At 39.6% G+C, this 26,976-nt stretch carries 12 protein-coding genes; 6 read left to right on the top strand and 6 right to left on the bottom strand.

Translation table 11 applies throughout. The features are described from left to right. Positions 1-9: 9 nt before the first annotated feature. Positions 10-726, bottom strand: coding sequence for a bis(5'-nucleosyl)-tetraphosphatase (locus B5D29_RS06570; protein ID WP_159443420.1), 717 nt, complete (start codon positions 724-726; stop codon positions 10-12). A gap of 454 nt (positions 727-1,180) precedes the next feature. Continuing rightward, positions 1,181-9,046 (bottom strand): hypothetical protein, encoded by a 7,866-nt coding sequence (locus tag B5D29_RS06565; RefSeq protein WP_078768785.1) that lies wholly within the window; start codon positions 9,044-9,046, stop codon positions 1,181-1,183. Positions 9,047-9,834: 788 nt separating this feature from the next. On the opposite strand from B5D29_RS06565, the gene B5D29_RS06560 reads away from it, so the two are divergent. The 4 genes from B5D29_RS06560 to B5D29_RS06545 all read left to right on the top strand — a co-directional run bounded on the left by B5D29_RS06560 (position 9,835) and on the right by B5D29_RS06545 (position 20,634). Beyond that, positions 9,835-15,918, top strand: a complete 6,084-nt coding sequence (locus B5D29_RS06560; protein WP_078768784.1) for a hypothetical protein — start codon at positions 9,835-9,837, stop codon at positions 15,916-15,918. 137 nt (positions 15,919-16,055) lie between these two features. Continuing rightward, entirely contained in the window at positions 16,056-17,114 is a 1,059-nt protein-coding gene (locus B5D29_RS08735) for a carboxypeptidase-like regulatory domain-containing protein (RefSeq protein ID WP_078768783.1), read from the top strand. Positions 17,115-17,133: 19 nt separating this feature from the next. Then, positions 17,134-19,407: a hypothetical protein gene (locus B5D29_RS06550; RefSeq protein WP_078768782.1), complete on the top strand. Its 2,274-nt coding sequence runs from the start codon at positions 17,134-17,136 to the stop codon at positions 19,405-19,407. A 261-nt stretch (positions 19,408-19,668) separates the two neighbouring features. Further along, the gene (locus tag B5D29_RS06545; RefSeq protein WP_078768781.1) at positions 19,669-20,634 is read left to right on the top strand and encodes an ATP-grasp fold amidoligase family protein; all 966 of its coding nucleotides are present in this window, start codon (positions 19,669-19,671) and stop codon (positions 20,632-20,634) included. A 65-nt stretch (positions 20,635-20,699) separates the two neighbouring features. On the opposite strand, the gene B5D29_RS06540 is transcribed toward B5D29_RS06545, so the two are convergent. The 4 genes from B5D29_RS06540 to B5D29_RS06525 all read right to left on the bottom strand — a co-directional run bounded on the left by B5D29_RS06540 (position 20,700) and on the right by B5D29_RS06525 (position 23,718). Next, a complete protein-coding gene (locus tag B5D29_RS06540; RefSeq protein ID WP_078768780.1) occupies positions 20,700-20,918 on the bottom strand; it encodes a hypothetical protein in 219 nt (72 codons plus the stop codon). 153 nt (positions 20,919-21,071) lie between these two features. Beyond that, entirely contained in the window at positions 21,072-21,389 is a 318-nt protein-coding gene (locus B5D29_RS06535) for a hypothetical protein (RefSeq protein WP_078768779.1), read from the bottom strand. Positions 21,390-21,404: 15 nt separating this feature from the next. Further along, complete coding sequence (locus B5D29_RS06530; protein ID WP_078768778.1) at positions 21,405-23,027, bottom strand: xylulokinase; 1,623 nt, start codon at positions 23,025-23,027, stop codon at positions 21,405-21,407. 31 nt (positions 23,028-23,058) lie between these two features. Then, complete coding sequence (locus B5D29_RS06525; protein WP_078768777.1) at positions 23,059-23,718, bottom strand: TetR/AcrR family transcriptional regulator; 660 nt, start codon at positions 23,716-23,718, stop codon at positions 23,059-23,061. Between the two features lie 263 nt (positions 23,719-23,981). Between B5D29_RS06525 and B5D29_RS06520 the strand changes: the two genes are divergently transcribed. Both B5D29_RS06520 and B5D29_RS06515 read left to right on the top strand, forming a co-directional pair. Further along, a complete protein-coding gene (locus tag B5D29_RS06520; RefSeq protein WP_078768776.1) occupies positions 23,982-25,466 on the top strand; it encodes an aspartate aminotransferase family protein in 1,485 nt (494 codons plus the stop codon). Between the two features lie 76 nt (positions 25,467-25,542). Further along, positions 25,543-26,760 (top strand): class II aldolase/adducin family protein, encoded by a 1,218-nt coding sequence (locus tag B5D29_RS06515; protein ID WP_078768775.1) that lies wholly within the window; start codon positions 25,543-25,545, stop codon positions 26,758-26,760. Positions 26,761-26,976 lie beyond the last annotated feature (216 nt).

The raw sequence follows: 26,976 nt of genomic DNA, 5'->3' as shown, positions 1-26,976 counted from the left end.
AAATCACCTTTAAATTATATTGTGTTCATTAAGAAAATTATATGCACCCGAAAGAATGTTTTTGTCATTTTCAAACTTAAGCAGGTTCATTGCCTTGTCGTAGGTCAGCCAAATATAATCTTCGATTTCTTCTTTTTGAATAACGGTTGATGTGTCTCGTGTTGTGCCGACAAAGATGGTAACCATTTTGTCAATCTTGTCACGGATTTTGTACTTTGACACACAGCTGAAGCCGTCAATCAAATTGATGTGAAGTCCTGTTTCTTCAAGCACCTCACGGTATGCGGTTTCTTCGGGAGTTTCTCCCGGTTCGATATGACCCTTTGGAAAGCCCCAATGAGCCGAGCGATTGTTTTTGATTAAAAGGTATCGTACTTCGCCTTTTATGTCCCTAAAAACGACTGCTCCGCAACTGCGTTCATAAAGGCAGTCAAGTCTGTAAGTAGGGAAGTCTTTTTCAACATCAATGTATTCCTTGATGTCGTTGATTATGAAGCGGGTACTTTTCGGCGCAACAACCCAAATGTAATGATTTTTCTTTCTGTCGCTTAATATGGCAATAACTCTGCCGTCAAAATTGCGAACGGGATGATGGATGCCCATAACAAATGCATCCTGATTTTCTGTATTGTATACAGTGCCGAAATTTAATGGATAGGTGTAGCCCGCTTCGTCCGTTGAGCCGATAGGATGTTCTATCTTGACTCTAACATATTTTCCGAGCATTTTTTCACCACCGAGTATAAAGTTATATATGGGTTTATTATACATAATTTTGGCACGATATACAAGTGTTTGTGTGCAAATAATTATATTTTATGGAGAGGTATAATTCGGCTGAATATACTTTGGCGTGGTTTGGGAGTTTTATCACAGATTAAAAGGCTGATGAGAAAACTTCTGAATTTCGTTTTCTTGCGAAGGAAGATGTATATAGATACCTCGACTGAGCAAAAAACGAAAAACGCCAAAAAAGTCATGGATTCGATACCTACGGCTTTTTTACCCCTCCGGCAATACTTTGCATCGCTACCTCACTTTTATTAAAAGGAGAGGATTATATGGTTAATTCATATATTGGCGTGGTTCAGGAGTTTTATCACAGACTAAAAGGCCATCCTCGATTGAGGATGACCTTTATGTTTTGAGTATTCAGTTGTAAGCCGTTAGTTATTAACTATTAGCCTGCGATTGACTGAAGCAACTCTACAAGGCTTTCGATAACAGGGTCAGCGTCGCCCTTGAGCATACCGAGTACCTGATCAACTACGCCTGAGATACTGTCGCCTGCGCCACCGAGAAGTCCGCCAACGAGAGCAACGATCTTGTCGTAGTTATCCTTGTAGTTGATTGTGTTAATGAGGTATCTGAGAACAGCGATGAGAGTTTCATCCTGGTCTGATTGAACAGCAATTCTTGTGCCGTATGTTGCAACCTGTGAAGTTGTTGAAACAACTTTACCGTGGCTTGCAAGCTTGAACCAATCAATTTCAGGAAGAACCAAGCCGAGTGGCTTGCCACCGATCTTGACTGTGCCAAGAATGCCGTTGAGAAGTGATACAACGCTTTGTGAACCGATTACAGGCTCAAGTGTACCCTTAAGGTCATAAACATTAATCTTAACATTTGCCTTGATACCAATCTTGCCAAGGAGAGCGTTTACATCAACGCCGAGTACATCGAGTACTACATTTACATTAATAATTGGCTTAACTGCATTGAGAAGTGCAGAAACAGGTGTCAAGAGATTGTCAATCAACTGAAGCAAACCGTTGTTTGCAAAGAAGAGTGAAAGGTTTGGAAGAATATCTGCAAGCATTTCGATAGGTGCATTGAGGATATCCTCTACCTTATCCATAAGAGGATTGAGAATGTCGAGGAGAAGTGCATCATATGCCTTTTCCATATCCATTCTGTAATCGTACTGTGTCTTGATGTTGTATACACCGAATGCCTCAAGAAGAGGAACGATGAATGATGTGTATCCGTTTGAACCAGGAACGCTAACAACATTGAAGAGGTTGAGGTTGCCGTTGTTCAAAAGAACATCAACTACGCCGTAAACCGGACGAAGAACTGCTACGAGAGCATTGAGGAATGATTCTCTATCCTTAACGCCCCACTTGAGGTCTTCTTTCTTAACATTCTTCCAGCTACCTGCCTTTGCGATAACCTTTGCAGGCTGGCTGAATGTCTTGCCGTATCTCTTATCTGTGAGGAGGCTTGCAACATTTGATGTTGTAAAGTCGATGTCTGTCTTTGCGAGGAGAGCTGTAAGTGAGCCCATATCGCCAAGGTCAACACCGTCAACTGCGCCGTAAAGACCTACTGCAAGAGAACTGATGATGTCGTCTTTGTATACCATATCGGTGATAAGACCGAGGAGACCGCCCTTGTCAGCAAGGAGACCGCCAACCAAGCCGTCAAGCATTGGAGCGAGCTTTCTGCAGAATTCCTCATCCATGTTACCGAATGTGAAATCATACTTCTTTGTTACGAAGTTGCTGTAATCGAAGAATGAATCCTGTGCACCGTGTTGTGTAAGGAAGTAGAACACAGCTCTAACGATGTCATCCTTTGATGCAACCTTGAGTGATGAGAATACACAGTCAAGGATGTCTTTGATTGTCTTGTTGTTCTTGATAGCGTCAATTCCGCCGAGAAGGTTGTTAAGAGTTGTTGCGTTCTTAATAAGAACATCGCCAACATATCTAAGAAGAGCTACGAACATTTCGCCCTTATTAGCCTTAACCATCTTTCTTTCATATTCGCCCTTGCTGTTCTTTGCAGCACTTTCTGCTGTCACGATCTTGCCGTGAGAAGCAATGCCGGCAAATGAGATGTCAGGAATCTTGATGTTAATCTTGTTCTTCTTAAGGATTGATTTAACAAGAGGAATAACGATTACCTGAACATTACAGCTTGCAAGGTCAGTCAAATCAAGGTGAAGTTTTGCATTGATGCCAAGTGCATCGGTAACAATCTTGCTGAGTGACTTGCCTGTGATTTGTTTGATGAGCTTGTTGATATCAATTCCGTTCTTGTCAAGAATGCCGATGAGACCATTCTTTGAAGTGATAGGAGCAAGGAGATTGCTTACTGCCTGTGCCAAGCCGTTGCTGTCAATGAAATATGCAAGGTTTGGAAGAATTGCTGTCAATGTGTTAGCAGGAGCTTTGAGAACTCTGTTAACCAAGTCAACGATTGGGTTGAGTACATCAATGAGGAGGTTATCCTTTGATTCTTCGTAGTCTGCAAGATATTCTTCATATGTTGGAACATCTTCGCAGAGGAATGCCTCGAGAAGAGGAATAATTGCGTTTTCGTATCCGTTTGTACCGAATCCGAATTCAGCATCTGAAGCCATTTCAACCAATGTTGCTGCAACACCGTTGATGTCGAGCTTAAGAGTTGAGTTCTTGTTGCTTGCATTGCTGTTGACTGTAATGATAAGAACGCCGTTCTTGATTTCAAGATAAAGTTTGCAACCGTATGGATCTTTATCCTTGATACCGCCGATTTCAGACTTCTTAACATTGATTGTCTTAACCATCTTGATGATTTCAGCCTTTGAACTGTCATCAAGGTCAACTTCAAGTCCCTTGCCCTCTGCAAGGAAGATTGAAAGTACGCCGTTTACAGGACGAAGAAGTGCTGCGAGAGCATTTACAAATCCTATTTGAGCCTTTGAAGAACCGTTCTTGAATCCCCAGTTGAGAGTATTAACTTTCTTCCAGCTCTTTGCTTTCTTCAAGCTGTGTGCAGCTGATGAGAATGTCTTGCCGTAGCTTTCGTCCATAAGGATAGAAGCAACACCCTTTGGTGAGAAGTCAAGACCGAGTGACTTGAGAAGGTCTGTGATTTTAGCCTTCTTTGCTGCATCATAGATGCCACCGTAAACTGCAGTTGTAAGCTTTGTGAGATTTTCGTTTGTGAAGAGCAAGCCGTTTACGAGAGTAGGCAAGTCTTCAACATCGAGTACGCCCAAATCCTTAAGGAGAGGGAATACATTTTGTACGAGCTTGTCAAGGTTGTCAACAGCCTCGTTAGCTTCTCTTGCAGTGATACCCTTAGGGTAAACAAATGTGTTTGTAAGTTTTCCGGCATATTCTTTGAATGTCCAGTATACTTCTGTAGGGCTCTGTGTAATGTCAAGGATTGCACTGATGAGTGCAAGAACTTGACCCGGATCAAGAGATTCAAGAAGTTTAACGATTTCCGGAGCTGCATCCTTAACCAATCCGAGGATTACAGGTGAGCTCAATACTACATCGATGAGATAGCTCAAAATGAGAACTAACTTTTCGCCTGCTGAATTTGCCTTTGCAAGTGCCTCCCAATCAATGTTCTTGAGAGCAACAAGCTGACCGAGAGTCATATTGACACTGCTAATCTTGATGTTTCTGAGAAGTGTAACAATGATGTTCTTTTCAGGAATTTCAAGTTTGATGCTAAAGTGCTCTGTGATAGCGCCGTTTGTCTTTGAACTCAAAAGAGAGCCAAGGAATTTAACGAGTGACGGAGCGTTAAGCATTGCGCTGTTGCCAATAACATATGCAGCACCGTCAAATACTGTTCCGACTGCACCCAAAGCGTTGCCGAGAATCATTCTGATTGAATTATCATTGAGAAGTTCACCAAGTGAACCAACAAGATTTACAAGGAATGATGCAGGTGCCTTGTAGAATTGTGTAAGGATGTTTGAAAGTGGAGTAAGAATACCCTGAACAATCTGCTGACTGCCATTGAGAGCGTTCCATTCTTCTGCAGTAAGAACTCCTGTTGCACCTGTGTGCTTTGCAATAGCACTGAGAACAGGCTGTAATACACCTGAATAAAGATTATCCTTATGAGATGTATCTGTATAGCTGTAGGTAAGTACTGCACCTAATACTGCGCCAACCGGTGCAAGTGAATCGCCAAGTGCATCGTAGAATGCAGCTTTGTTTCCGCTTCCGATTCCGAAACGAACTTCCTTGACATCTGACCAATGCTTCTTACCTCTGAGGTAGTTAACAGCGGTGTATGAACTCATACGAACTGCAAGTGAGTCAGGTGAATAGATACCATTGATAGCAGAAGCTACAACATGATATCTGTCACCGCCTCTGATAACACCTGTTTTAATATCATAGAATACATAACCTATGATATTCTCAAGCAATGTATATGTCTTTGTTACAATGTTTGAAAGGTTAGAATCTGAATATACCTTATCAGCGTCAACCTTGCCGTTATTGGCTGTTGTATCAAATACCTTGAGATATTCATCAACTAATGTAAGCAATTGGTTTGTATTCTTTTCACCAATGTAGTTTGATGCAGTTGTAAGTACGCCTGCAAGAATGTTTTCGTTTGAATTCAAAGCGAAATCATTGAGTGAAGTATTATCAAGGAGAGATGCAAGAATTTTGTCGAGCTTTGCAAGCAATTGATTTGCTGTTTTAATATTCTTGCCGGTTAATACTGTTTTCTTGTCATACTTCTTGTTAGCCTTTGATGAGTTAACAAGTGTTGGCTTTTTAGTATTATTTGTTGTGTTATTATTGTTTGTATTGTTGTTTGAACTTGCCGGTCCATACTTAGGATTCTTCTTATTTGCTTCTTGGATGTCTTTAATAAGGTAGATAATACCTTTCTTATTTCCATTTTTATCTGTATATGCAACATTTGAAATAAGGAAGTATCCGGATTCAACCGACAAACCTACAAAGCCTTTTCTTGCATCCTGTTGTTGGAGTGTAAATGTAGCTTTGTCATCTCTTGTGAGTGAGAAGAAACCGTTGAGCGCATCAGTGAGGATGCTTGTTTCACCAAAACCGCCAAGAGAATTGAGCAAGCCTGCAATCAATGGAATGTTGCTTGTGAGCTTGTTGTCAGTTGACAATGTGTCATTGATGATGTCAAGCAAGCCGTTAATCCAAGTTCCTGTAAATGCATTCATAAATGCATCAAGAATTGCTGTTGCATTTTCTTTGTCCGGCTTGTTCTGTGCAAGGAGCTTAAAGTTGTTGAGCGGACTGTTTACAGTTTGACTGACAGTTGCATCCTTATAAACTCTTTCTGCTGAATCGAACTTTCCGCTATAAATAAAGGTCCAATCAGATTTAACTCCGTATTTTTTAATGAACTTTTGACCAATCTTGTCAAGGAGTTTAGGGAGTGAAACAGGAATGTTGTTCAAACCGGTCTGCAATGTAGCACATTCTGTGTTTGAATCTTCAACCTTTATATATCTGTAATCTTTGTGTTCGGCGTCAGCCTTGCATTCTGCAAGATATTCTTCTGTTGCATCATATGCAAAGCCTGCAACTTCTTGAATAAGCTCTGTCAAGCCCTTTGCAAGTGTTGGGTCAAGGTCTTTGTTTGATGTCAAATCAAGGTTATAGATAGCCTTGTCGGCAACATAAATACCTGTAAATGCGATAACATCTTGCTGAACCTTTTCTTGAGAACCGGTTGCATTGTCGGTTACATTGTAGTTCTTGAGGTAATCGCCGTATGTACCGCTGATTTTCTTTGCAGTTTCAGCATCACCTGAAAGGAATGCAAAAAGGCTTGGGAGAATCTTGTTGAGGTCAAGTGTGTTGAAGATTGTACCAACATTGATCTTGCCATTTTCGTCCCTTACAATAAATTTTCCTTTACTAGAGTCGTTAGCATCAACAGGAGCCAAAAGGCTGACCTTCAATCCTTCCAAAGCACCTGAAATAAGACCGTTGTCGCCACTGTAATAGTTATCATTCTTTACACCTTCTCCGAGATAAGCATTATCGCTGTTGAGAGCCATTGGAAGAACAATCTCATCAATAACGCACATCAATACAGGGAGGAGGTTGAATACGGTTTCAACAGGCTGTTCGTAAAGTCTTAACCAAACATTGTCAAGAGCACCTGAACCGTCGCCAACAAATAATTTAATGTTGGTTTCCAAAAGATCATTAACAACCTTGCTGATGTCGATGCTGCCGCCACCACCGAGGTATTGACCAAGAAGACCGTTCAAAGTAGCGTTCAATTCTGTAACGCCGGCTTCAGTCTTGCTTGATTCGTAATAATTCTTTACTGCTTCAGGCATTGCATAATCAGAATATTTATAGTTAGGAATGCCGTTTGTTGCAACCAATACTCTTTTTGTTACTTCATTTGCAATATTGTCGTATATAGGGCAAGATGCTGCACTGAAGGCGTTCTTTTGACCCGAACCGATTTCAATATTTGTTACGATACCTGAACAAATTTCACTGTAAAAATTAAAGAAGTTAATTTCTTCGTAATCTCCGTTATAGTTGCCATCTCCGTCAAGAGTGAGTGTTGCAGGAGCGTGTCTGTATGCAACAAACTCGTAAAATGCACCGTTTTGCAAAGTGAACTTTTTATCATCTGCATCTTTCTCATCTTTAGAAAGATATTTAATGTTCTTTGCGTCTTGTGCTGTTTCAGCGTTTTTAAGAGCTTTATGAATAATATAAAAATCATTATCATTTAAAGATGATGTAGCTCCGAAAAATGCTTTTTGATAAGCGTTAAGATAAGTGCAATTGTCAGATGTGAGATATGCTCTGAATTTTGGAGAATCTTCTGCGTTTGCGTTATAGTTCTTTGCATCATTCCAGAGATTTTCAATTGCTTCGTCTGTGAATTTTGCTTCATCAATCTTCTTAAGAGCTTCTTCTTCTGTCAAACCGCTTTCCATAAGAAGAGCCTTGTTGATTGCTTCGTATGATGAAGATGCAAAAGCATCAAGTTTGTTTGTTGAAAATTCCGCTGTCCATGAAGCATTTACTTTGGTACCGTTATGATTACCGTCCCAAAGAGCATCAAGTGCATCTTGGCAGTACAAGTCATTCATGCTCAAGAAAACAGCTTTTGGAAGATAACGGTATTCCAAACCTTCAGCATAATCTGCATAAAGCGCATTGCCTGTTGCTTTCTGTTCTGCAAGATAATTCTTAACAGTTTCTTCGCAATTTGCTGTTGTGAGTTCTACACCGCCGACTTTAATAGGGCTTCCGCCTTTTTCAGCAAGACGAACATATTCAATAGCTTGCTGATAAGTCAACTTTGTTCTGCTTGTGCCATCATATGGATCATAAGTGTATAAGTTTGTATTTACAATGTAGCTATAGTAGTAAACAATTGCTTCTGCAGGAGTGCTGACTGTAACAGTTGAACCTGAAGCCTTGAGTGCTCTGTTTGCTTCTTCGATACCTTTTGCAACATCAGCGTCAGCAGCTGTTGCAGCAACTGTTGCATATGGTTGACCGTTGAGCACGAAATTGGATCTTTTGGTGTATATTGTCAAATCGTTAATAGATTTGATGCTATTGCCGGCAACAATCTTCTTCGCAACATTGTTTGAAACACTATTGCTTTTAACAACATTAGCTTTCAAAATCTTTTGGAATGCTTCCAATGCCGCTTTGCTTGGAGCTGTTGATTCGTCAGTTATAGCTCTGCAAGCAACTTTAAGCATATCGTTCAAATCTGCAAGAGTTTCTGTGGCATACTTCTTAACATCGTCATTTGAATTATCCAAGTTCTTTTCGCAGAATGTGTACAATTCAATGAAGGTTAAATCGCCGGCTTGTGGATTTGGATCAGTTAAGTAACCAAAGTACTTTGCATAACTGTCTTTCCAACTCGTATCATCGATTGATGTTACAGATGAGTGACTTGTGATAAAAGTCTTCAAATCTGTACTTGATTTTGAACCACCTAAAAGATTTAAAAGCAGTGGGCTTGCCGCCGCAATTACATCTTGAAGTGTGGCGTCCGGCTTAACGCCAAGCTTTTCATAAATTTTGACTTTCTTGCCGTTATCATCAATTTCAGCATTGAGGATTTGTGGCAAAGCGTAGTCAATAATGCCGCCGATTGCATCAAATGCACCTTCGGCAGTCGTTACATCATTCCAGTAGCTGTCGGCTGTGGTTTCTTTATTGTCATTGTCTTCCGCAAATGCGGTGAAACCGACAGAACATGAAGTAACGATCATTACTACAGCCAAGAAGAAGCTGAGTAACTTTTTGCTCGTTTTTTTCATAATCATCTCTCCTTCACTTTTTAATGATTTTACAGCTGAATGAGCGGTGTAAAGTGACTTACTTAACACCATGTAAAGCGGTTTGCTTTACAGCTGTAACTGGAATCATAGAGGCGGTTTGAACCGAATTTTTGGGATTTTGGCGCAAAATACCCCTATGCACGAACAATATCCAAGATTATTTATAACAAATTAAGAACACAAAGTCAATAACTTTTTAACGAATAATAACCATTGTTTAACATATAAAGGGCAAAAACACACATTTTTTGTGGCATTTTGACCTATTTTTTCGTTCAAACAATAGCTGATTTTGTGTATAATCTGCACAAACAATCTTTTGTCCACAAGTTGTTGTGTGTCTGGTTTTTTTGCAAAAAAATTTGTGAATTCTTTGACAAAATGTAAAAACATTGTAAACAATTTGTGAACTTTTAACTGAATTTTACATCATTAATCACAAAAAATCAATACTCCGGCAAGAATTTCTTGCAGTTTTTACAAAATCGAATATATGTCATTTGTGCAAATGTTACGAAAAAATTAACAGATTTTCTCACATTAGTATAATGTTATTAATATGTAAGTGTCTTGATTTTCTTTGTAAACTGTGATTTAATAATAATGCGTGAAATGGTTCATCGTGAATTAATTGTATGTTAATAATTATGCTATCGGGATTTGTTCCATTCTTTCTGTTGCGAGATATTGCAATTAGGTCAGAGAAAGCGACAGATACATAATCGGGGAATCATTATCGTAATTAAACATGGAGGAAATTTAATAAAGTGAAAAAATCTAAAATCTTTGCACGCAAAATTGTTGCAATCATTTTGTCTGTTATTATGGCAATGTCCACTTTCACAGGCGTACTTACAGTTTACGCTACATCAAAGGACGATGCTCATGACAGCCAGCTTGCAGCAAACTTTATGACATGGGCAGAGACAACAGACAATCAAACCTGTGAAGCACTTCTTGACTGGGTTGACGATGTTCTTGGCAGTGCAAACATCGCTCCGATTTCTCTCAACCTCAACTATGTTGTTGTTGTAGTCAACATCAACGGTTATCTTGACAGTGTTGACGGTGCACTTGACCTTGTAAGGCAGGTTAGAGACTTGTTGTCAAAGTACGGTGGTACAGTTGGCGGTGATGTTGCAAAACTTTCAGTTGACCCACTCGCAAATTTGAAGTATTCTGAAAATGCAGCTGATATCACTTCACAGTGTAACAAGTCATATCGTGCAGTAAATGATGCCAAGGATATTGTAATGGCTTTGGCAGAAACATTATATTACAACTCAAACAACGATAAAACATCAAAGAGACAAAACCAAAACGTTATTGGTTCATTCCTCAGCGGTAACCTTAACCTTGGTGTTGCAAAGAGCTTCCTTGATGTATACAATATGATCGGCAATATCGGCGGTCTCAACATGTGGAACGGCTATCAGTCAAACCTCGTATACAACCTTGTGGCTCAAGTTATTTTCAATAACACAAACTGGTTCACAAATGAGGAAGCTGAACAATTCAGATTAGGCCTTCAGGGCAAGGGCGGTAAAACATGGAACTATGATGAACAGCTCCTCAGCAAGCTCACTTCTGAATTTATCAGCAAAATCTCAATTGAGATGACTTATGCTATCAGCACAAACAAGAAAAGCGAAGACGGAACTAATTTTGATGTAACAGATTCATCAAAGACCCGTTATCAGGAAATTAAGGCTTGGCTCAAGGCTGAAAACTTGGATGACACAGACGCAAACATTGCCCGGGCATCAGAGGCTCTCGGATATGATCCAAACCTCAGATACGACAAAAACGGCAATGGTATGATTTACCTCTTCAGATATGGTAAAGCAGACGGCGGAGAGGAAACTCTCACAATCACACCACAAGATACTTTCTACACAATTTTGGACAGAGCGTTCAAACTTGCTTGGAAGACAGGTCTTAAGCCAACACTCAAAACAATGCGTGTTAACAACAGCATGGATTGGTACAAGGGTCACGGCGGCAACTTTGATAATGTATATTATTATTGGTTGAAGAAGAATGACAAGATTGACAAGACCGATTGGGTAAACAACTACACTGATGAAAAGTTCGATGCTTTCTTGGCAGCTGAATATAAGAAGTATGGTTGCTCATCTGTTGAAGAATTCAGAAACAAAGTTAGAAAGACATTTGACTATGACAGAAATGTAGTTGAAGATCCACAGTACAACTGGAGAGATGTTGTAAAGAGCAACAACTATGTAACTTCAGAGGGCAGCACAGAAAGCATCCTCTTTGGTAAGCTTCGTTACAGCCCACTTGCAGATAAAGTCTTCAATATGCAGACAGGTCCTATCAACCTTTACTTCATGCAGACAGGCTTTAAAAATCTTGAGCACTTTGTTGACAGCTATGTTAACAATAACAACACAGTTGACGGCAAGAAGTACAATAACATTGTAGCTGCACTCAACAACTGTCTTGTTGCTGCAGTTAAGGACTTGTTCCCTAACTCAGATAACATCGGTTTGGGCGAAAAGAATGTTGTTAAAACTATTATTGATCGTCCTACACTTCAAGAAACAAGTGCAGACCCATCTAATTTGGAAATTGCTCAAACAATCGTTACAAACTTGTGCAGTATTTTCGAATATGGCGCAAATGTTACTGATGAAAACATCCTTAATGCTTTCTATAACAACCACAGTATTGTTGACAAGACAACAAGCAATCACCTTTCAGAAGAAAACTTTGAAGAAGCTATGATGCCTCTCCTTATCGGCACACTCGGTGTTATTAAGGCAATAAGAAGCATCCACAACGAAGAGTTTGACCTTGTAAAGGATGCAAAGGGTCTTGCTTATGTAGTATTGAAAGAACATCTTTCATACTCACAGCCTGACAAGAATTACGATCAGTTCGTAACAACAAAGAACGGCTACTATGAAGCTGCTCTTGATATTGATGGCGATGGCAATAAGACAATGTTTGAAGATGCACTTCTTCCTATGGCTCGTGATGCGGTAGGTTACTTCCTTAACGCTCTCATTCCGATTCGTACCAAGGATGGTAAAGTTTGGAATTATGAAGCCATTAAGGATCCTACAAAGGACAAGACAACATTGTATGACATCGTAAATTCAGTTATTTGCTATTATGCATCAATGGATGAGTATACAGAGCCTTCTTACAACTTGACTGCAACATCAACAATCGGTAAGGGCGTTGCCGCTCTTCTCGGTGTAGTTAATGCAGACGGCTCATGCGATGTATCAATAAACAACGATATTTGGACAAACATCAGCAACATTGCAAACAAGATTTGGCCAACAATCGGTGTATTGCAGTATGGTACAACTGCGAAGGCAGGTCATGCAGACGCCAAGGATCTCCTTTATAACACAATAATTACATCAGTTCTTGATATTAAGCAGACTCACGGTGCAGATCAAACTCGTGGTCTTACAACACTTATCAAGCAACTTTTGACAATCTTCACAGCAGAACCAATCATGAGCAAGGGTATTGACGCTCTTATTTATGATGAAGTTGTTGCTTCTCTTGTAAACAGCATCTTTGGTGCAAAGGTTACAGGTCAGCAGTATAAGCAGGTTATTCCTACTTCATCTGAAATGGGCACAACAACACCATTTGACCGCTTGGTTGATCAGGCTGTACTTGTTAAATACAAGGGCGACGGTCAAAAAGAAACAGGCGTTCTTGGTATTTTGATCAGTAATATCTTCTGTGCATTCGGTGGTACAACTGCTGTACAGAATAAAACTCGTGGCGACGGTTGCTGGCAGGGTGCAATGTTTGCTGTTAAGGCAGTAAGCTACTTTGTAAACGGCTTCCTTCCACAGTTGCGTGACCATCAGTTTGGTGCCGCTTCAATTTCTATCAACGACCCATCTCGTTCTGACTTCTCATTCGGTACAGATATTAAGAATACATATATCACTATCAAGAATGAGTCTGTAGGTCTTAACAAGTTCTATAAGGACACAAATGGAAATATAGTTCCTGACGATAGATATTTCGTTGAACTCGTTAACTTGGAATCATCTGACGGTACAATTGCCGCTACTCTTCCATCTAAAAACTATATGCTTGCTCCTGAAAAGAGCCTTAAACTTAAAGTTAATGGTAAATATCCTCAGACAAGCCAAAAGATTAAGTATACTCTTACTTATAACATTTATAAGGGTACATCAGACAATCCTAAGAAGAGCGGTGCAAAGCCGTTGTATGAAAATCAAATAGCAGTTTGCTACTTGAACCTTTCAACAGATAAGGGCTGGTACGGCAGTCTTAATAAGAAAGATGAACGTACAGAGGCTGTTTACTCTACAGGCGCTTATACACAAACTCCATACGGTTATAAGATGAATAAGCAACTTGTTTCAAGCTCACTTACAGGTCAGCTTGAATCACTTGGTATCGGTCTTAACGGCAATGTTGACGGCGTTTATGAAGCTTATAATAACGCACAAGACGAAAATGACAGATGCAATGGTATGGCATATACTTCATACCAAGTAGACGGTGACAAGATTCAGGTTACAAACATTAACAAGTATGACTATAGCCTTGACGGTGGTACAACTTGGAATTCAGGTGACATCGTTGGTTCAGATGTTGGCCTTTCATTTGCAAAGGGTTATACTCTTGACGAAGCAAAGGCACAAACCGAAGTTAATGGTGTAACTAAGCCAAATGCATCAACAAGAACTCATATCGCTGCTGAAATCAGCAAGTCAGAATATTTAAATAATATAAATGATCCTGATTATTATGAAGGCGTTGAACTTAAGTTTGATGAAAACGGTGATCTTGTTAACGTATTTGTTGATCCTGTTGCTATTCAAAATACATGTGCAACTCCTATGTCAACAGTTCCTAATGTTTACTATGTTTCTCTTAAGGGCGTATCATCAGCAAATAAGAGATATATGAAGGTTAAGGATCAGGTTAAGACACTTACACCTGGTGTATACAACATTAATCTTGTTGGTTATTCAGCAACTGATGCAGCACTTGATCTTGGTGATAATACTGTTCTTACAATTGCTGATACAAGCGGTTCTGCAACACTTCAGAGCGCATATCAGTCAGCACAAGGTCAAATCAACGCATATCAGCCTTCAAATTATACTGACTATGTTGAGGCATCAAACTCATCTGCTATTTATTTGGATATGCAGAGCAAGTTCGAGACAGTACTTGATAAGATCGTTACTGCTCCAACAGAGAGAAACATCGAGGATCTTACTTCTAAGACTCAACTCACTGCAAAGACATCAACAACAAAGGCTTCAACCGGCGATCCGGCTTACAAGCCATTGACAGATGCTGATCTTAATGCAGATGATACTCTTAAGACATATGTAGAAAACAAATTCCATAAGAATGGCAATTACTACTATGTAGACGAAGCATTTAAGTTCCCAATCTACTCAAACAAGCTTATTGTTGGTGAAGATGTTACAAACGGTACTGAAAAGTACTTCAACCGCAAGGTAGAAATGCAAGGCGGCGTATACTATTATGTAAATGATTATGTATACGAAAATGGTTGGGATACAACATCTTATGCTTATCCTTACTACGGTCCTACAAAGACTATTGCAACATATGAGGAAATGGTAAATGGCGTAGCAACAAAGAAGAATTACTATGCAAAAGAAAACCACTCATATTATGCATCAACAGGTAAGAGCGTAAACCCTTCTGAAGGTTGGACATTCACTCATGCAGAACTCCATGATGCCGTTATTCCTAACGATGGCCAAAACGACTATCGTAGTGTATATGCTCAGGCACAGGACTTCATGACATATTATGTTCAAGAAACAATTAAGAAGATTGATACATCTGCAATGAACGAAATCGTTCAGAAGGACGGTATCATTGATTCTTACAAGGGCAAGGAAATTATCAACTATGATATCGCTTCATATCAGAAGATGACTCAGGTTGGTAAGGAAGCAGAAGCACTCTTGAAGGATACAGGTGCTAAGGATGAAAACGGCAAGCCTGTTTACACAACAACTGCTTCATATGCTCAACTTCACGAAGCAAGTGAAAACTTTAAATTCTATAATAGCCGTCTTGTTCCTCGTGAATACAAGGGTCAAAAGCTTGAAGCTGAAATCTCTCTTGTAACAGGCACAACAAAGGCTAATCTCACAGCAACAGTTTCCGAAGATGAAACAACTCACGCACTTTCAAACGGTGAAGTTACTGTAACAGGTACTCCAACTGTTAAGTACGGTAAGGTTGTAAACGGTAAACTTGTTAATCAGGGTGCAGTTGTTTATTCTGACGCTACATGGACAGAATATATCAACCGTCTCGCAAAGGCAATCAAGGTAGCAAAGGAAGAAAAGGAAGCTAACATTTCAAGCATTTACGAAGCAAAGAAGAGTCTCGTAATGGCTGAAAATGCTCTTGCAGTTCCTGATCCTAACGCAGGATTCACAATTTCAGGTACAGTTACCGAAGCAATTGATGCTACAGGTACAGCAGGTACATTTGCACTTGTTGGCGCATCAATCGTCGCTGACGGCGAAGTAGTTGCAAACACAAAGGCTGACGGTTCATTCACTGCTGAAGTTCCTGCCGGCACAACATCAATCACAGTTGAGGCTACAAACGGTATCAACAGAACAGTTCCTGTTTCAGGTGCTACAGAAGGTCTTAATATTGGTGTAATCGCTATTGACTACAACGGTGATGGTAAGGTTAACTCAACTGATGTCGCTCTTGCTTCAAAGGCAGGCGAAATCGGTGAGGGCAAGAAGATCACTGCTGACCAGTTCAAGAATATTTTGAGATCAAAGATTGCTTATAGCAACACACTTGCATAATTAACAAGGTTATCACACTAAATTAAATTCCACTAAATTAATTACGATTTAGTTATGTCCTATGATGCCTTGTGCATGGGCAACTTTGTGCGGGGCATCATATAAAAAATCAAACAAGAACTTTAGGGGGTTTCATTATGAAACACACTTTTAAAAGCTTCTTAACTACCCCTTTCGTTTGTTTAATTTTAATAATTTCAATGTTTGCACTCCCTTTTAGTGCAAATGCCGAGGCCGGAACCCTCGGCAAAGAAACTCCTGAATTGTCTTGTGTTTTTACCAACACAACCGGAAAAAAAGTTGACGGCAACAGACTCCAAAATGGTACATATTATGTTGACATCGTCCTTTCCGGAATGAAGGCAGTTTCTATGGTTGAGTTGACAGCAACCTATGATTCTAATTATATCTCTAACATTTCTATTCTCGGCACTTATGCTGATGAACATAGCGATATGATTAATGGTTGTCAAAAAATAGAGAACAGCACTATCTCTTTGTTCCAAGTTGCTGAAAGTAAAGATGCATCTACAATCGATTCAAACGGGACTGTAATGGTCTCACTTTCTGTTACAGTCGCATCCTCTTGCGATTTCGCAGATGTATTTGCATTTTCAAGAAATCCTGATTTGTGTTTTATAGGAGCATCATATTTAGATGGCGAGGATGACTGTTATGTTCTTGATACAAGCGTTCAAAAGCCCTACAAGACTTACCCAATGACAGCCGATGTTTCTCCTACCTATCTTGTAACAGAATTTGATGTTTCGGGTAATGTGACTATTGCAAATGAAACCACAGGTGTTGCAACAACAGCTCCTGCAGGCGGAATTACAGTTTCTGTCAAAGGAACTGACAAGAGCACAGTTACCAACGCTGACGGTTCGTATACACTTAAAGGTCTTGAAATAGGCGAGTATACACTTGTGTTCAGCGGTGCACACACGATTGACAGAGAGGCAAAGCTCGTAGTTGCCAGAGAGAATGCCGACTACGATCAAATCACAGTGAATAATATCGGAATTTGCGTACTTGATTACAATAAGGACGGTAAAGTAAATTCTACTGATGTTGCTCTATTTTCTAAATTTAAAACCGATTTAAACGGTGATAGTGAATTTAATGAAGAAGATTTTGCAATCTTTAAGTTATTTTTAAGACATAAAGTTGCATATACTCAACTAAACTTAAATTAATTGGAGGAAACTATATAAAATGAAAAAATCATTTAAAAAAGTAGTCGCAATCCTCTTAGCAGTAATGATGATAGTTTGCTCGGTTCCATTGACAGTTTTTGCTTCCGATGATGCAAACAGAGCAAATATTAATCTTCAATTCGGAGATGTTTCTTGTACCACAACAAAGAAAACTGTATTAAAGCCAAGAAGTGCAAAGATGGCTGATTACTTGGCTCATTCCGGATTGAATTCTGATAAGTTGACATATTCAAATGGCAAGATTGACGGCTATGTTACAGGCGACTTCTTTACAGTAAGCGTTCTCCTTGAGAATGTTACAGAGCTTTCTGCTGCAGAAGTAGCTATTAAGTATTCAGAAGCTATTGAACCGGCTTATATCATAGATTATAAGGGTAGAGGTGACAATGTTACAGTAGCTTATATGTATAATGAGGTTACTACTGAAGGTCCACATGCAGATTTCCCTATCAATGAAGCAATTCCAACTCAAAGTGGTAGCGCTCTTTATAATTCAACAAGCACATTAGGCGAAACTTCTTATGTTGACCCTGAAGCAAGAATTATGCACGCAAACTTTGCAGTTCAGACAGGCGCTGATTCTGTAAGTTTAACAGATTCAAAAGCTGTTTTGGCAACATTCATGTTCAAGATTGTTAACGATCAGCCAATTACATTCAGCATTGATAATACTCAAAGCGATCCTTACGAAACATACACTCTTGGCACAATTGCTAACGGCGGTAAGGTTGAAGAATATAAGACTTACGCAAAGGTTTCAGAAGCTGATGTTCCTGCTCTTGACTTTATGGGCGAAAACGAGTATAATGGAACAGTAGGTAAGAATTATACAATCACCTTCGTAAACGCTGACGGTCAGCAGATCTCATCAGCAGAGTATAAGGAAGGCACAGCAATTGTTCCACCATCACTTCCTGCAACAACTCATGATGATGCACAGCACTACACATATGCTTGGGATAAGGAAGTTCCTGCAACAGCAACAGCTAACGGAACTTATACCATCATTAAGACAGGCGCAGCTCATACTTGGGATGCAGGTGTTGTAACTAAGGAACCTACAACAACTGAAACAGGTATCAAGACATACACATGTACATTTGACGGTTGTGGCGCTACAAGAACAGAAGAACTTCCTAAGAAGGAAGATGCTCACGTTCACCACTACACATGGACATATGATGACTCAAAGCTTTACTACAATAAGCTTTCAGACAGATGCGACGGTGAATTAGTCGGTACTTGTGAATGTGGCGATGTTAAGAGAGAAGCAGCAACAAATACTTCATTGCTTAGATGTAATTCTTATGCATTGGTTCTTGACAGCTCACTTACAGTAAACTTTAAGATGACAAAGAAAAATGTTGCTTCGTTTAGCAATGTTGTCGTTAAAGCAAATACTGCATTTAAGGGCGAGATTGAATATACTGAACCTGATAAGGAAGATGCAACATATAATCAATACCTTGTAGGTGTATGGCCACAAAATGTCAAGGATGATATTGATGTTGTCGCATACAGTACAATGAAGGCTTCGGATGGTACAGTAGTAGAAGTTTGGGGTCCGACATATACAAGATCTGTAAAGGTTTATACGGATTCTATTCTTGGCAGTGCAACTTACACAGGTCCAAATGCTACAGCAAAGAATAAAGCATTGGCAACAATTTGTGTAAATATTTTGAATTATGCAGCAGCTGCTCAGGTATATTCAAATACAAATGTAAATGAACTTGCAAATGCAGGATTGACAGATGCACAAAAGGCACTTGCTACACCTGATGTTACTTCATTTGAAACAGTCAAGAATTATGAAGCAGTTCCTATTGATAACCCATCAGCACGTTTTGCCGGTGCAGCTCTCTCACTTGAGGATGCTGTTGTTCCTAAGATGACAATTGCTTTGAGAAATGATGTAAATATTAATGATATTACTGTTAAAGCAACTGTTGCAGGACAAACATTTGAATATAATCCTGTTGATGATGCTGATCAATTCAAGGTTTATAAGACAAATGTTTCAGGTGCATTGGGTACAGAAAATAGATATTACTTCTATTTCCCTGACGTATTTGCTAACCAAATGAAGGAAACAATCCAATTTGCTGTTTATGATAAATCAGGTAAGCAAATTAGTGCTGTATGTACTTATAGTGTAGAATCTTATGTACATCAGGCATGTGGATTGTCTTCATCAAGTGCAAACTTTAAGAATTTGTTGATGTCAATTATGAAATATGGCGTTTCAGCAAAAGCTTATGGTGAATTATAAAAAATAAATTATATTTTAATTTGTTTTAATTTACATAAAATGTGAGGTGAAAAATAGTGAAGTACACAAAGCCAGTAGCAGAACTTGAAAAGTTCTCAGTATGCGATGTTGTAACAACATCAGGTAAACCAGCAGGCCCTATCGAAACTCCTGACCTCGAATGATACGGTTTGTAGTTTAAAAGGGCAAGAAGCCGAGGCAACTCGGCTTCTTTTCTTTATTGATTAAATATATATTTATTATCAATCTAAGGAGTTAATTGTGAAAAAAGAAAACTCATTAATAGGGTGGCTTTATCGACTGACAACGAGTGGACCTATTCCCAAAATGGTATTATCTAATTATACAAGAGAAAAATTATTACAATATCATTATGGTCTTTCACATAATGGTAGACAAATAAATTTAAAAAATCCTAAAACTTTTACAGAAAAAATTGCGTGGTATAAGCTTTTTTATGATAATAAAAATTTTGAAAGTTACTTATGTAAAATAAAATTTAAGGATTTTGTGAAAGAAAAGCTTGGAGAAGGTCATACTGCTAAATTATACGGGGCATGGATGAGTGTTGAGGATATTGATTGGGATAAGTTACCGAATTCATTTGTGTTAAAATCTAATTGCAGTTCATTTGGCAGAAATATTATTTTTGTTGAAGATAAAAATTCTTTAGATATTGAAAAAACAAAAAAAGAAATGATGCGTTGGCTTGATTATAGAGTTGAGGGCGTAAACGGATACAGCAGAGGTTATTATTATGTAACTCCGCAAATATATGCGGAAGAACTGATAGGTGAGATTAAAGAACAACCAATTGATTATAAATTTTTCTGCTTTGACGGAGTTCCGACATATGCCTATTCTGCATTTGAACATTTTGATAATGGAGTGGCACAAAGTTCAAAAATTGCGATTTATGATATTGACTGGAATGTATTACCTGTTATATATAAGAAGTCGCAATGCGTTCCTGTTGAAAAACCAAAACACTATGATGAAATGATTGAAGCTGCAAAAATCTTATCGAAAGACTTACCTTTTGTTAGAGTGGATTTTTATGATTTAAAGAATACTTTTTATGTAGGTGAGTTGACTTTTTATTCAGGTGGATTGGATTGTTGCTTTACACCGGAAAGTTTTAATTATGAAATGGGTAAACATTTTGTTTTGCCGAAAAAATCTAAAACACATCGAATTTTTAATACAAAGCTACAAAGAACAATATAAAAAGGCTGTTATTACAGCCTAATTGTAAAAAATCACCTCGCAGATTTGCAAGGTGATTTTAATTTTTATTCATTTGGTTTGAATTTAAGTATAGAATAAACTTGAGGATAAAAGCAGTGAATTATTATACCTTTTTTGTAAAGTATACCTTGTTTTACTCTATTCCAATTTGGTTTGCCTTTTAGATATTTTGACATATAAGCATCGGCATTGCAAATTACAGTTACCGGATGGTTTATTTCATTTACCATTTTTTCGGCAAACTGTTCGAAGGTTTCTTCCATAAAAGGTCTGTTAAAATAGAAAACATCGTAATTATCACAGTTAATGTTAAAAGCATCGTCATTTATTATATTGACATTTTCTTTTTTGTCTGCCCATTTTTTTGTGAAATTTGCAACTTCAGGATTAAATTCAACACCTGTTACTTTGCAATTTTAGTTTTTGGTGTGAACAAAGTTTAACACTCTGCCTTTTCCGCAACCGATGTCAACGAATCTGCTGTTGTCGTTGATTTCAACATCCTTGAACATTTCTTCCAATGCAAGATATTCTGTTGATTCACTTCCGGTAGAAATGCTTCGGTCAATAGAGTTAACATATTTTTCAAGAGAAGTTCCGCATGTAAATATGTCTTTTAGTATGTCGTGGTATTTGACAAGTTTACGAGAAACCTTGCTGTAGAATTTTCCGAGGTTAGTTGTCATTGACCACGAATTTAATTGTTTATAATACTCCTTAGCAAATTCGTTCATATTTTCCTCAAGTTATTATCCATTAAGGATTTCAAAATTCTTTTTGTTGCATTTGTAGAGGTTCTTAAAGACCTCGAAGTTGCGGTCGTAGACCGCTTTGTTTGCCTTGTTTGGATGGTATGTAATCTTTGCAGGGATGAGCTTCTTAACCTCGGTCATTGAGCCAATCATTCCTGTGCCGACAGCGATACAAGCTGCTGCGCCGACCGCACCGATGTTTTGCGGTGAGTCAACAACCTCAACATCTCTTTGGAGAATGTCGGCAAGGATTTGGCAAGTTGAAGCACCGAGTGCACCGCCGCCGCAGAAGCGAACAGCGTTTGTTGTCTTGTACTTTGCAACTTTTTGCTCCTGACGCTCAAGCATCCATCTCATATGGAAGCAAACGCCCTCAACAACGGCTCTGATAAGCTCGGTTTTGCCTGTTTCAAGGTGAATATTGAAGAACATACCTGCGGCATTCGGGTCTTCAAACGGACATCTGTTGCCGTGAAGCCACGGAGTAAACACAACACCGTCCGAACCCGGATTTGCTCTATCGATAACCTCTTCAAGATAATCGTAAAGGTTAAAACTTTCCTCCTCCAAGTCGTCCTTCTTGTGACCGTATTTTTTGAGGAATACGCCGATTTCGTCAAGTGCAAGGTGGTCCTTAACCCAACCCATACATTTGTTGGAGGTTTCGAGCTCGGCAAAATAATTGTAAGTTTCAGGATTTGCACCAACGATAGCAGCCATCATAGCACCTGCGTCAACAAGTTGTTCCGGAACAACAGTTCCAACCCAACCTGAAGTGCCCGAATAAACATGAGTGTCGCCGATTTCTGTTGCACCTGCGCCTACGCCGATAAGTGATGCGTCACCGCCACCGCCGTAAACAGCTGTGCCCTCTGCAAGACCGAGCTCCTCGGCAGCCTGCTTTGTGATTTCACCGACCTTTTCAGTGCTTGCCTTGATTTCGGGCATATGCTCAATATTAACTCCGACCATATCACAAATCGGTTTGCACCAGCCCTCGTGACCCTTGCGTGTGTCGTAAAGAAGTGTGCCGAATGCGGAGTCGTTTGTCATAACAAATTCGCCACTGCAACGGAGAATCATATATTCCTTAACATCAAGCCATTTGTAAATTCTCTTGAAGTTTTCAGGTTCGTGAGCCTCAACCCATTTGTATTTCCAAATCGGGTCTTTAACAGATGACGAAACCGCACCTGTGTATTTGAGATATTTGAGAAGTTTTGTAACCTCGGCGCCTGCAATCTGAACACCGTGTGCAATCCCTTTTTTGATTTCTTCTCTTGCACGCTGGTCCATATATGTCATCGGACGGCGGATACATTTGCCCTCTCTGTCAACAAGAACAAGTCCCTGCATAGCAGAACAGAAGCTGATGCCCTCAATCTGCTCTTTTTTGATTTTACGGCATTTTTTCAAAACCTCTTTGGTGGTGATGCACATTGCACTCCACCATTCGTCTGCGTCCTGCTCACTTCCGCCCTTAACGCCTGTTTCTTCATCAACATAGAGATTATATCCCTCTGTTGCAGATGCAAGAATTCTTATCTCCTTGTCGATTTCGATAAGACAGGTCTTGATGCCTGTTGTACCGATATCATACGCCATTACATATTTACTCATACTGTCCTCCGTATACAAATTAGTTTGTTAATTATTTTTCGAATGTAAACGCAGACTCAATGAACTTGAGCAACTGCCTTACTATCTGGTCTTCCGAAAGCTCTGCCACATTCACTCCCGTGTATATCTCAAGCCTGTTGCGATAGTAGTCGCAGGTGAATGAAAATTGCAGTGAAGTCAACAAATTATCAAGGAAAAAAGCAAAAAGACGAGGATCCATATCCTGTCTTACATCGCCTTTTGCAAGTGCATCGGTGATACATTTTACATATTTTTTGCTTGTTTCGCCCTCGATAGCCTTGGCAAATTCCATAGCCTTTTCGCTATCTCGCTCGGATGTTATCTCGTTGTACAGCTTGACATAGTTTGCATCACGCTGGCTGAGCTGACATGTTGTTCTGATGAGCTTTTCAGCCTTGACAATCAGCTTGTCATCGCTTTGCAAAATTTCGTCTATCGCATCGTCAAGAATTGACATTCCTCGCTGAATGCAGGTGATGAACAAGTCCTCCTTGGTGCTGAAATATTTGTACATCAGTCCGATGCTTATTCCGGCTTTTTTTGCAATTATATTTATATTGGCTTTTTCGTAGCCTTTGGAAGCAAATTCTTTGATACCGACTTCAAGGATTTTTTCCTTTCTCTCATCGGTAGCCCTCTCAAACGCTTCTTTGTATCTCTTTTCAAACATAAAAATCTCGATTTTGTAGCCTTGCACAAAACAATTTGTTTTCGTTTGTGCAAATGCTCCAAATCTCCTTCGGTGAGCATTAATTCACTAAAGGTATATTACCATTTTTCATTGTATATTGCAACAAAAATAACAAAAAAATCAAGGTTTAAAGTTGACAAATCGTTGAAATGTGATATACTTAATTTGTAAAAACCGTGAGTACCGGCTCACCAACCAAATAGTGAGTGACCGCTCACTATAAAATTTAAGGAGGATTATTTATGGATACAAGATTCGCTATTACAGAGTATCCTAACGCTGCTGCACTCACAGCACAGCTTGATGCGTTAATTAAAAAACCAATCTACTCTATCAACAGAGCTGCTCTCAAAGAGTATGAAGATGAATACTTCGCAAAGAAGTGCGCAAAGTCAAAGGAAATGATTACAGAAGCAAAGCAAGTAATTCCCGGTGGCGTTCAGCACAACCTTGCGTTCAACTATCCGTTCCCAATCGTTATGACAAAGGCTAAAGGCAACAAACTTTGGGATATTGACGGCAACGAATATTTTGACTTCCTTCAGGCAGGCGGTCCAACAATTATCGGTTCAAACGACGATGTTGTTAAAGAAAAGGTTAAGGAGCTCCTTGATGACTGCGGTCCGTCAACAGGTTTGTTCCACCCTTATGAATATAAGCTCGCAAAGAAAATCAGCGAGTGTGTACCATCAGTAGAAATGTTCCGTATGCTCGGTTCAGGTACTGAAGCATGTATGTGTGCTGTTCGTGTTGCTCGTCTTGCAACAGGCCACAAGAATATAATCAAAATGGGCGGTGCTTACCACGGCTGGTCAGATCAGCTTGCTTGGGGTATGCGTGTTCCGGGTACACTTAACCTTCAATCACACGGCGTTCCTATGTTTGTATTCAAGCACACACAGGAATTCTTCCCTAACGACCTCAAGGATCTTGAGAAGAAGCTCATCATCAACAAGTTCCGTGGCGGTACAGCTGCTGTATTCATCGAGCCATGCGGACCTGAATCAGCTACTCGCCCAGTTGACAAGGACTTCCCTAAGGGTGTACAGGCACTTTGCCGTAAGTACGGTGCTCTCCTTGTTTGTGACGAGGTTGTAACAGGTTTCCGTATCGGTTTGTCAGGTGCACAGGGTTATTATGGTATTGATCCTGATATTACAATCTTTGGTAAGATTATCGCAGGTGGCTATCCTGGTGCAGGCGGTATCGGCGGTCACAGAGAAGTTATGAAGTATCTTGGCGCAGGTCTTGATAAGGCTGAAGGCAAGAAAATTCACAAGGCTATGTGCGGTGGTACAATGGCTGCAACACCAATTTCTTGCTGTGCAGGCTACACTGTAATTTGCGAAATCGAAAAGAGAAATGCTTGTCAGGTTGCAGGTCAAATGGCAGACAGACTTGTTAAGGGACTCAACGAATCAATCAAGAAGTATGACCTTCCGTTCGTTTGCTACAATGTTGGTTCAATTTGCCAGCTTCACACTGTTGCAACAATGCACTTCAGAATTAACTGGAAGAAGCCTTGGACAATTCCGTCAGTACTTAAGGAAACAGGCATCCGCCAGACAGAAATGCAATATATGGGTGCTGCTTATATGGCAGAAGGTCTTGTAACTCTTGCAGGTTCTCGTCTTTATACATCAAGTGCATACACCGAGGAAGATATTGACGAATGCATCAAGAGATTCGACAAAGTTCTTTCAAAGTGCGAAAAGATTGATTATTGATTAACGGCATAATTAGGGTGGTTTTGCGACCGCCCGTTTGTCGCTTATAATTTACATATAATATAAGGGGAAAAATATGGCTTACGAAATTGAAGAAGCTAAAAGATTAGTTGTTGAAGCAGGCAAAAGGCTTGTTGAATCCGGTCTTATTGCCCGCACATGGGGCAATGTTTCTGCTCGTATCAGCGACACACAGTTTGTTATCACTCCGTCAGGCAGAGCCTACGAGGATCTTACTCCTGAAGAAGTTGTAGTTGTTAACATTGCTGATTGCTCACATGAGGGCGACATCAAGCCATCATCGGAAAAGGGCGTTCACGCAGCTGCGTATCGTCATCATCCAACAGTTGATTTTGTTATTCATACTCACCAAAGAGCAGCCACAATTGTTTCCATCACAGGTATGGATATCGTAAATGTTTATGATGAGTTCAAGGGCGTTTTGGGCAACAAAGTTCCTTGTGCCGATTATGCTATGTCCACAACCGATTCTCTCCGCAGAAAGGTTGAGAGATGTATTGAAATGAATCCGAGTGCTCGTGCAATTATGCTTATGCACCACGGTGCTCTTGTTATGGGCGATGACTACGACCACGCATTTGCTCTTGCAGAAAATCTTGAGAAATGCTGTGAAAAGGTAATTAAGGATAACTATCTTCGTCATTCTTGGGATAAGACTTATTCCGATGACGCAAGAAGAGCATACTTCCTCAAGAAGAATGGCGCAGATGAAATGCCGGATGAAATTTGCGACCTCGGTTCATCTGTCAGAAGCGGAAACCACTTCACTCTTACATTTGGCGGAAAGACAGTTGATGTTGACCTTGAAACAGGTCTTGGAATCAACGGCATTGCTCCAAAGGTTGAAAAAATCCACAGAGCAATTTATAATTCGGAAAATGTTACAATGATTAGGCACCTTGCAACTCCTGATGTTGTTGCAGTATCTTGCCTTGATGAAACTATGGACCCAATGATTGATGATTTCGCTCAAATTGTTGGTCTTGATGTAAAATGCGTTCCGTGGATTAACGGCGACACAGACGAATGCGCAAAGGAAATTGCAAAGTCAATCAAGGATAGAAACGCTGTTCTCATTCAGGGAATGGGTGCAATGATTACAGGCAACAATGACGGTGACCTTCAGGCTCTTGACATTATTATGGACAAGGGCGCTGCCGCTCAAATTGATTGCAACATCTTCAATCGTTCACATTATGTTCCAAAGGCAGAATGCTTCCTTATGAGAACTGTTTATCTTGCAAAGTACAGCAAGCAGATTGATAAAAAGTAACTATAGGCTGTGATAAAGTTTCTGAATCACGCCAAAATATAAATTACCATATCAGCCTCCTCTTATGTATAAGGGAAGGTGGCAACACGAAGTGTTGACGGTGGGGTTTTAAAAATGCTGTAAGTATCGAACTTACAGCATTTTTGGCGTTTTTCGTTTTTTGCGAACAAGCGGTACCATCGTACAGCAAAGTTCGCAAGAAAACGAAATTCAGAA

It is taken from the genome of Eubacterium coprostanoligenes, assembly GCF_900167205.1.
Classification (GTDB): Bacteria; Bacillota; Clostridia; order Oscillospirales; family Acutalibacteraceae; genus Eubacterium_R; species Eubacterium_R coprostanoligenes.
The sequence above is the reverse complement of the archived record's forward strand: the minus strand, read 5'-3'. Positions and strand labels throughout refer to the sequence as shown.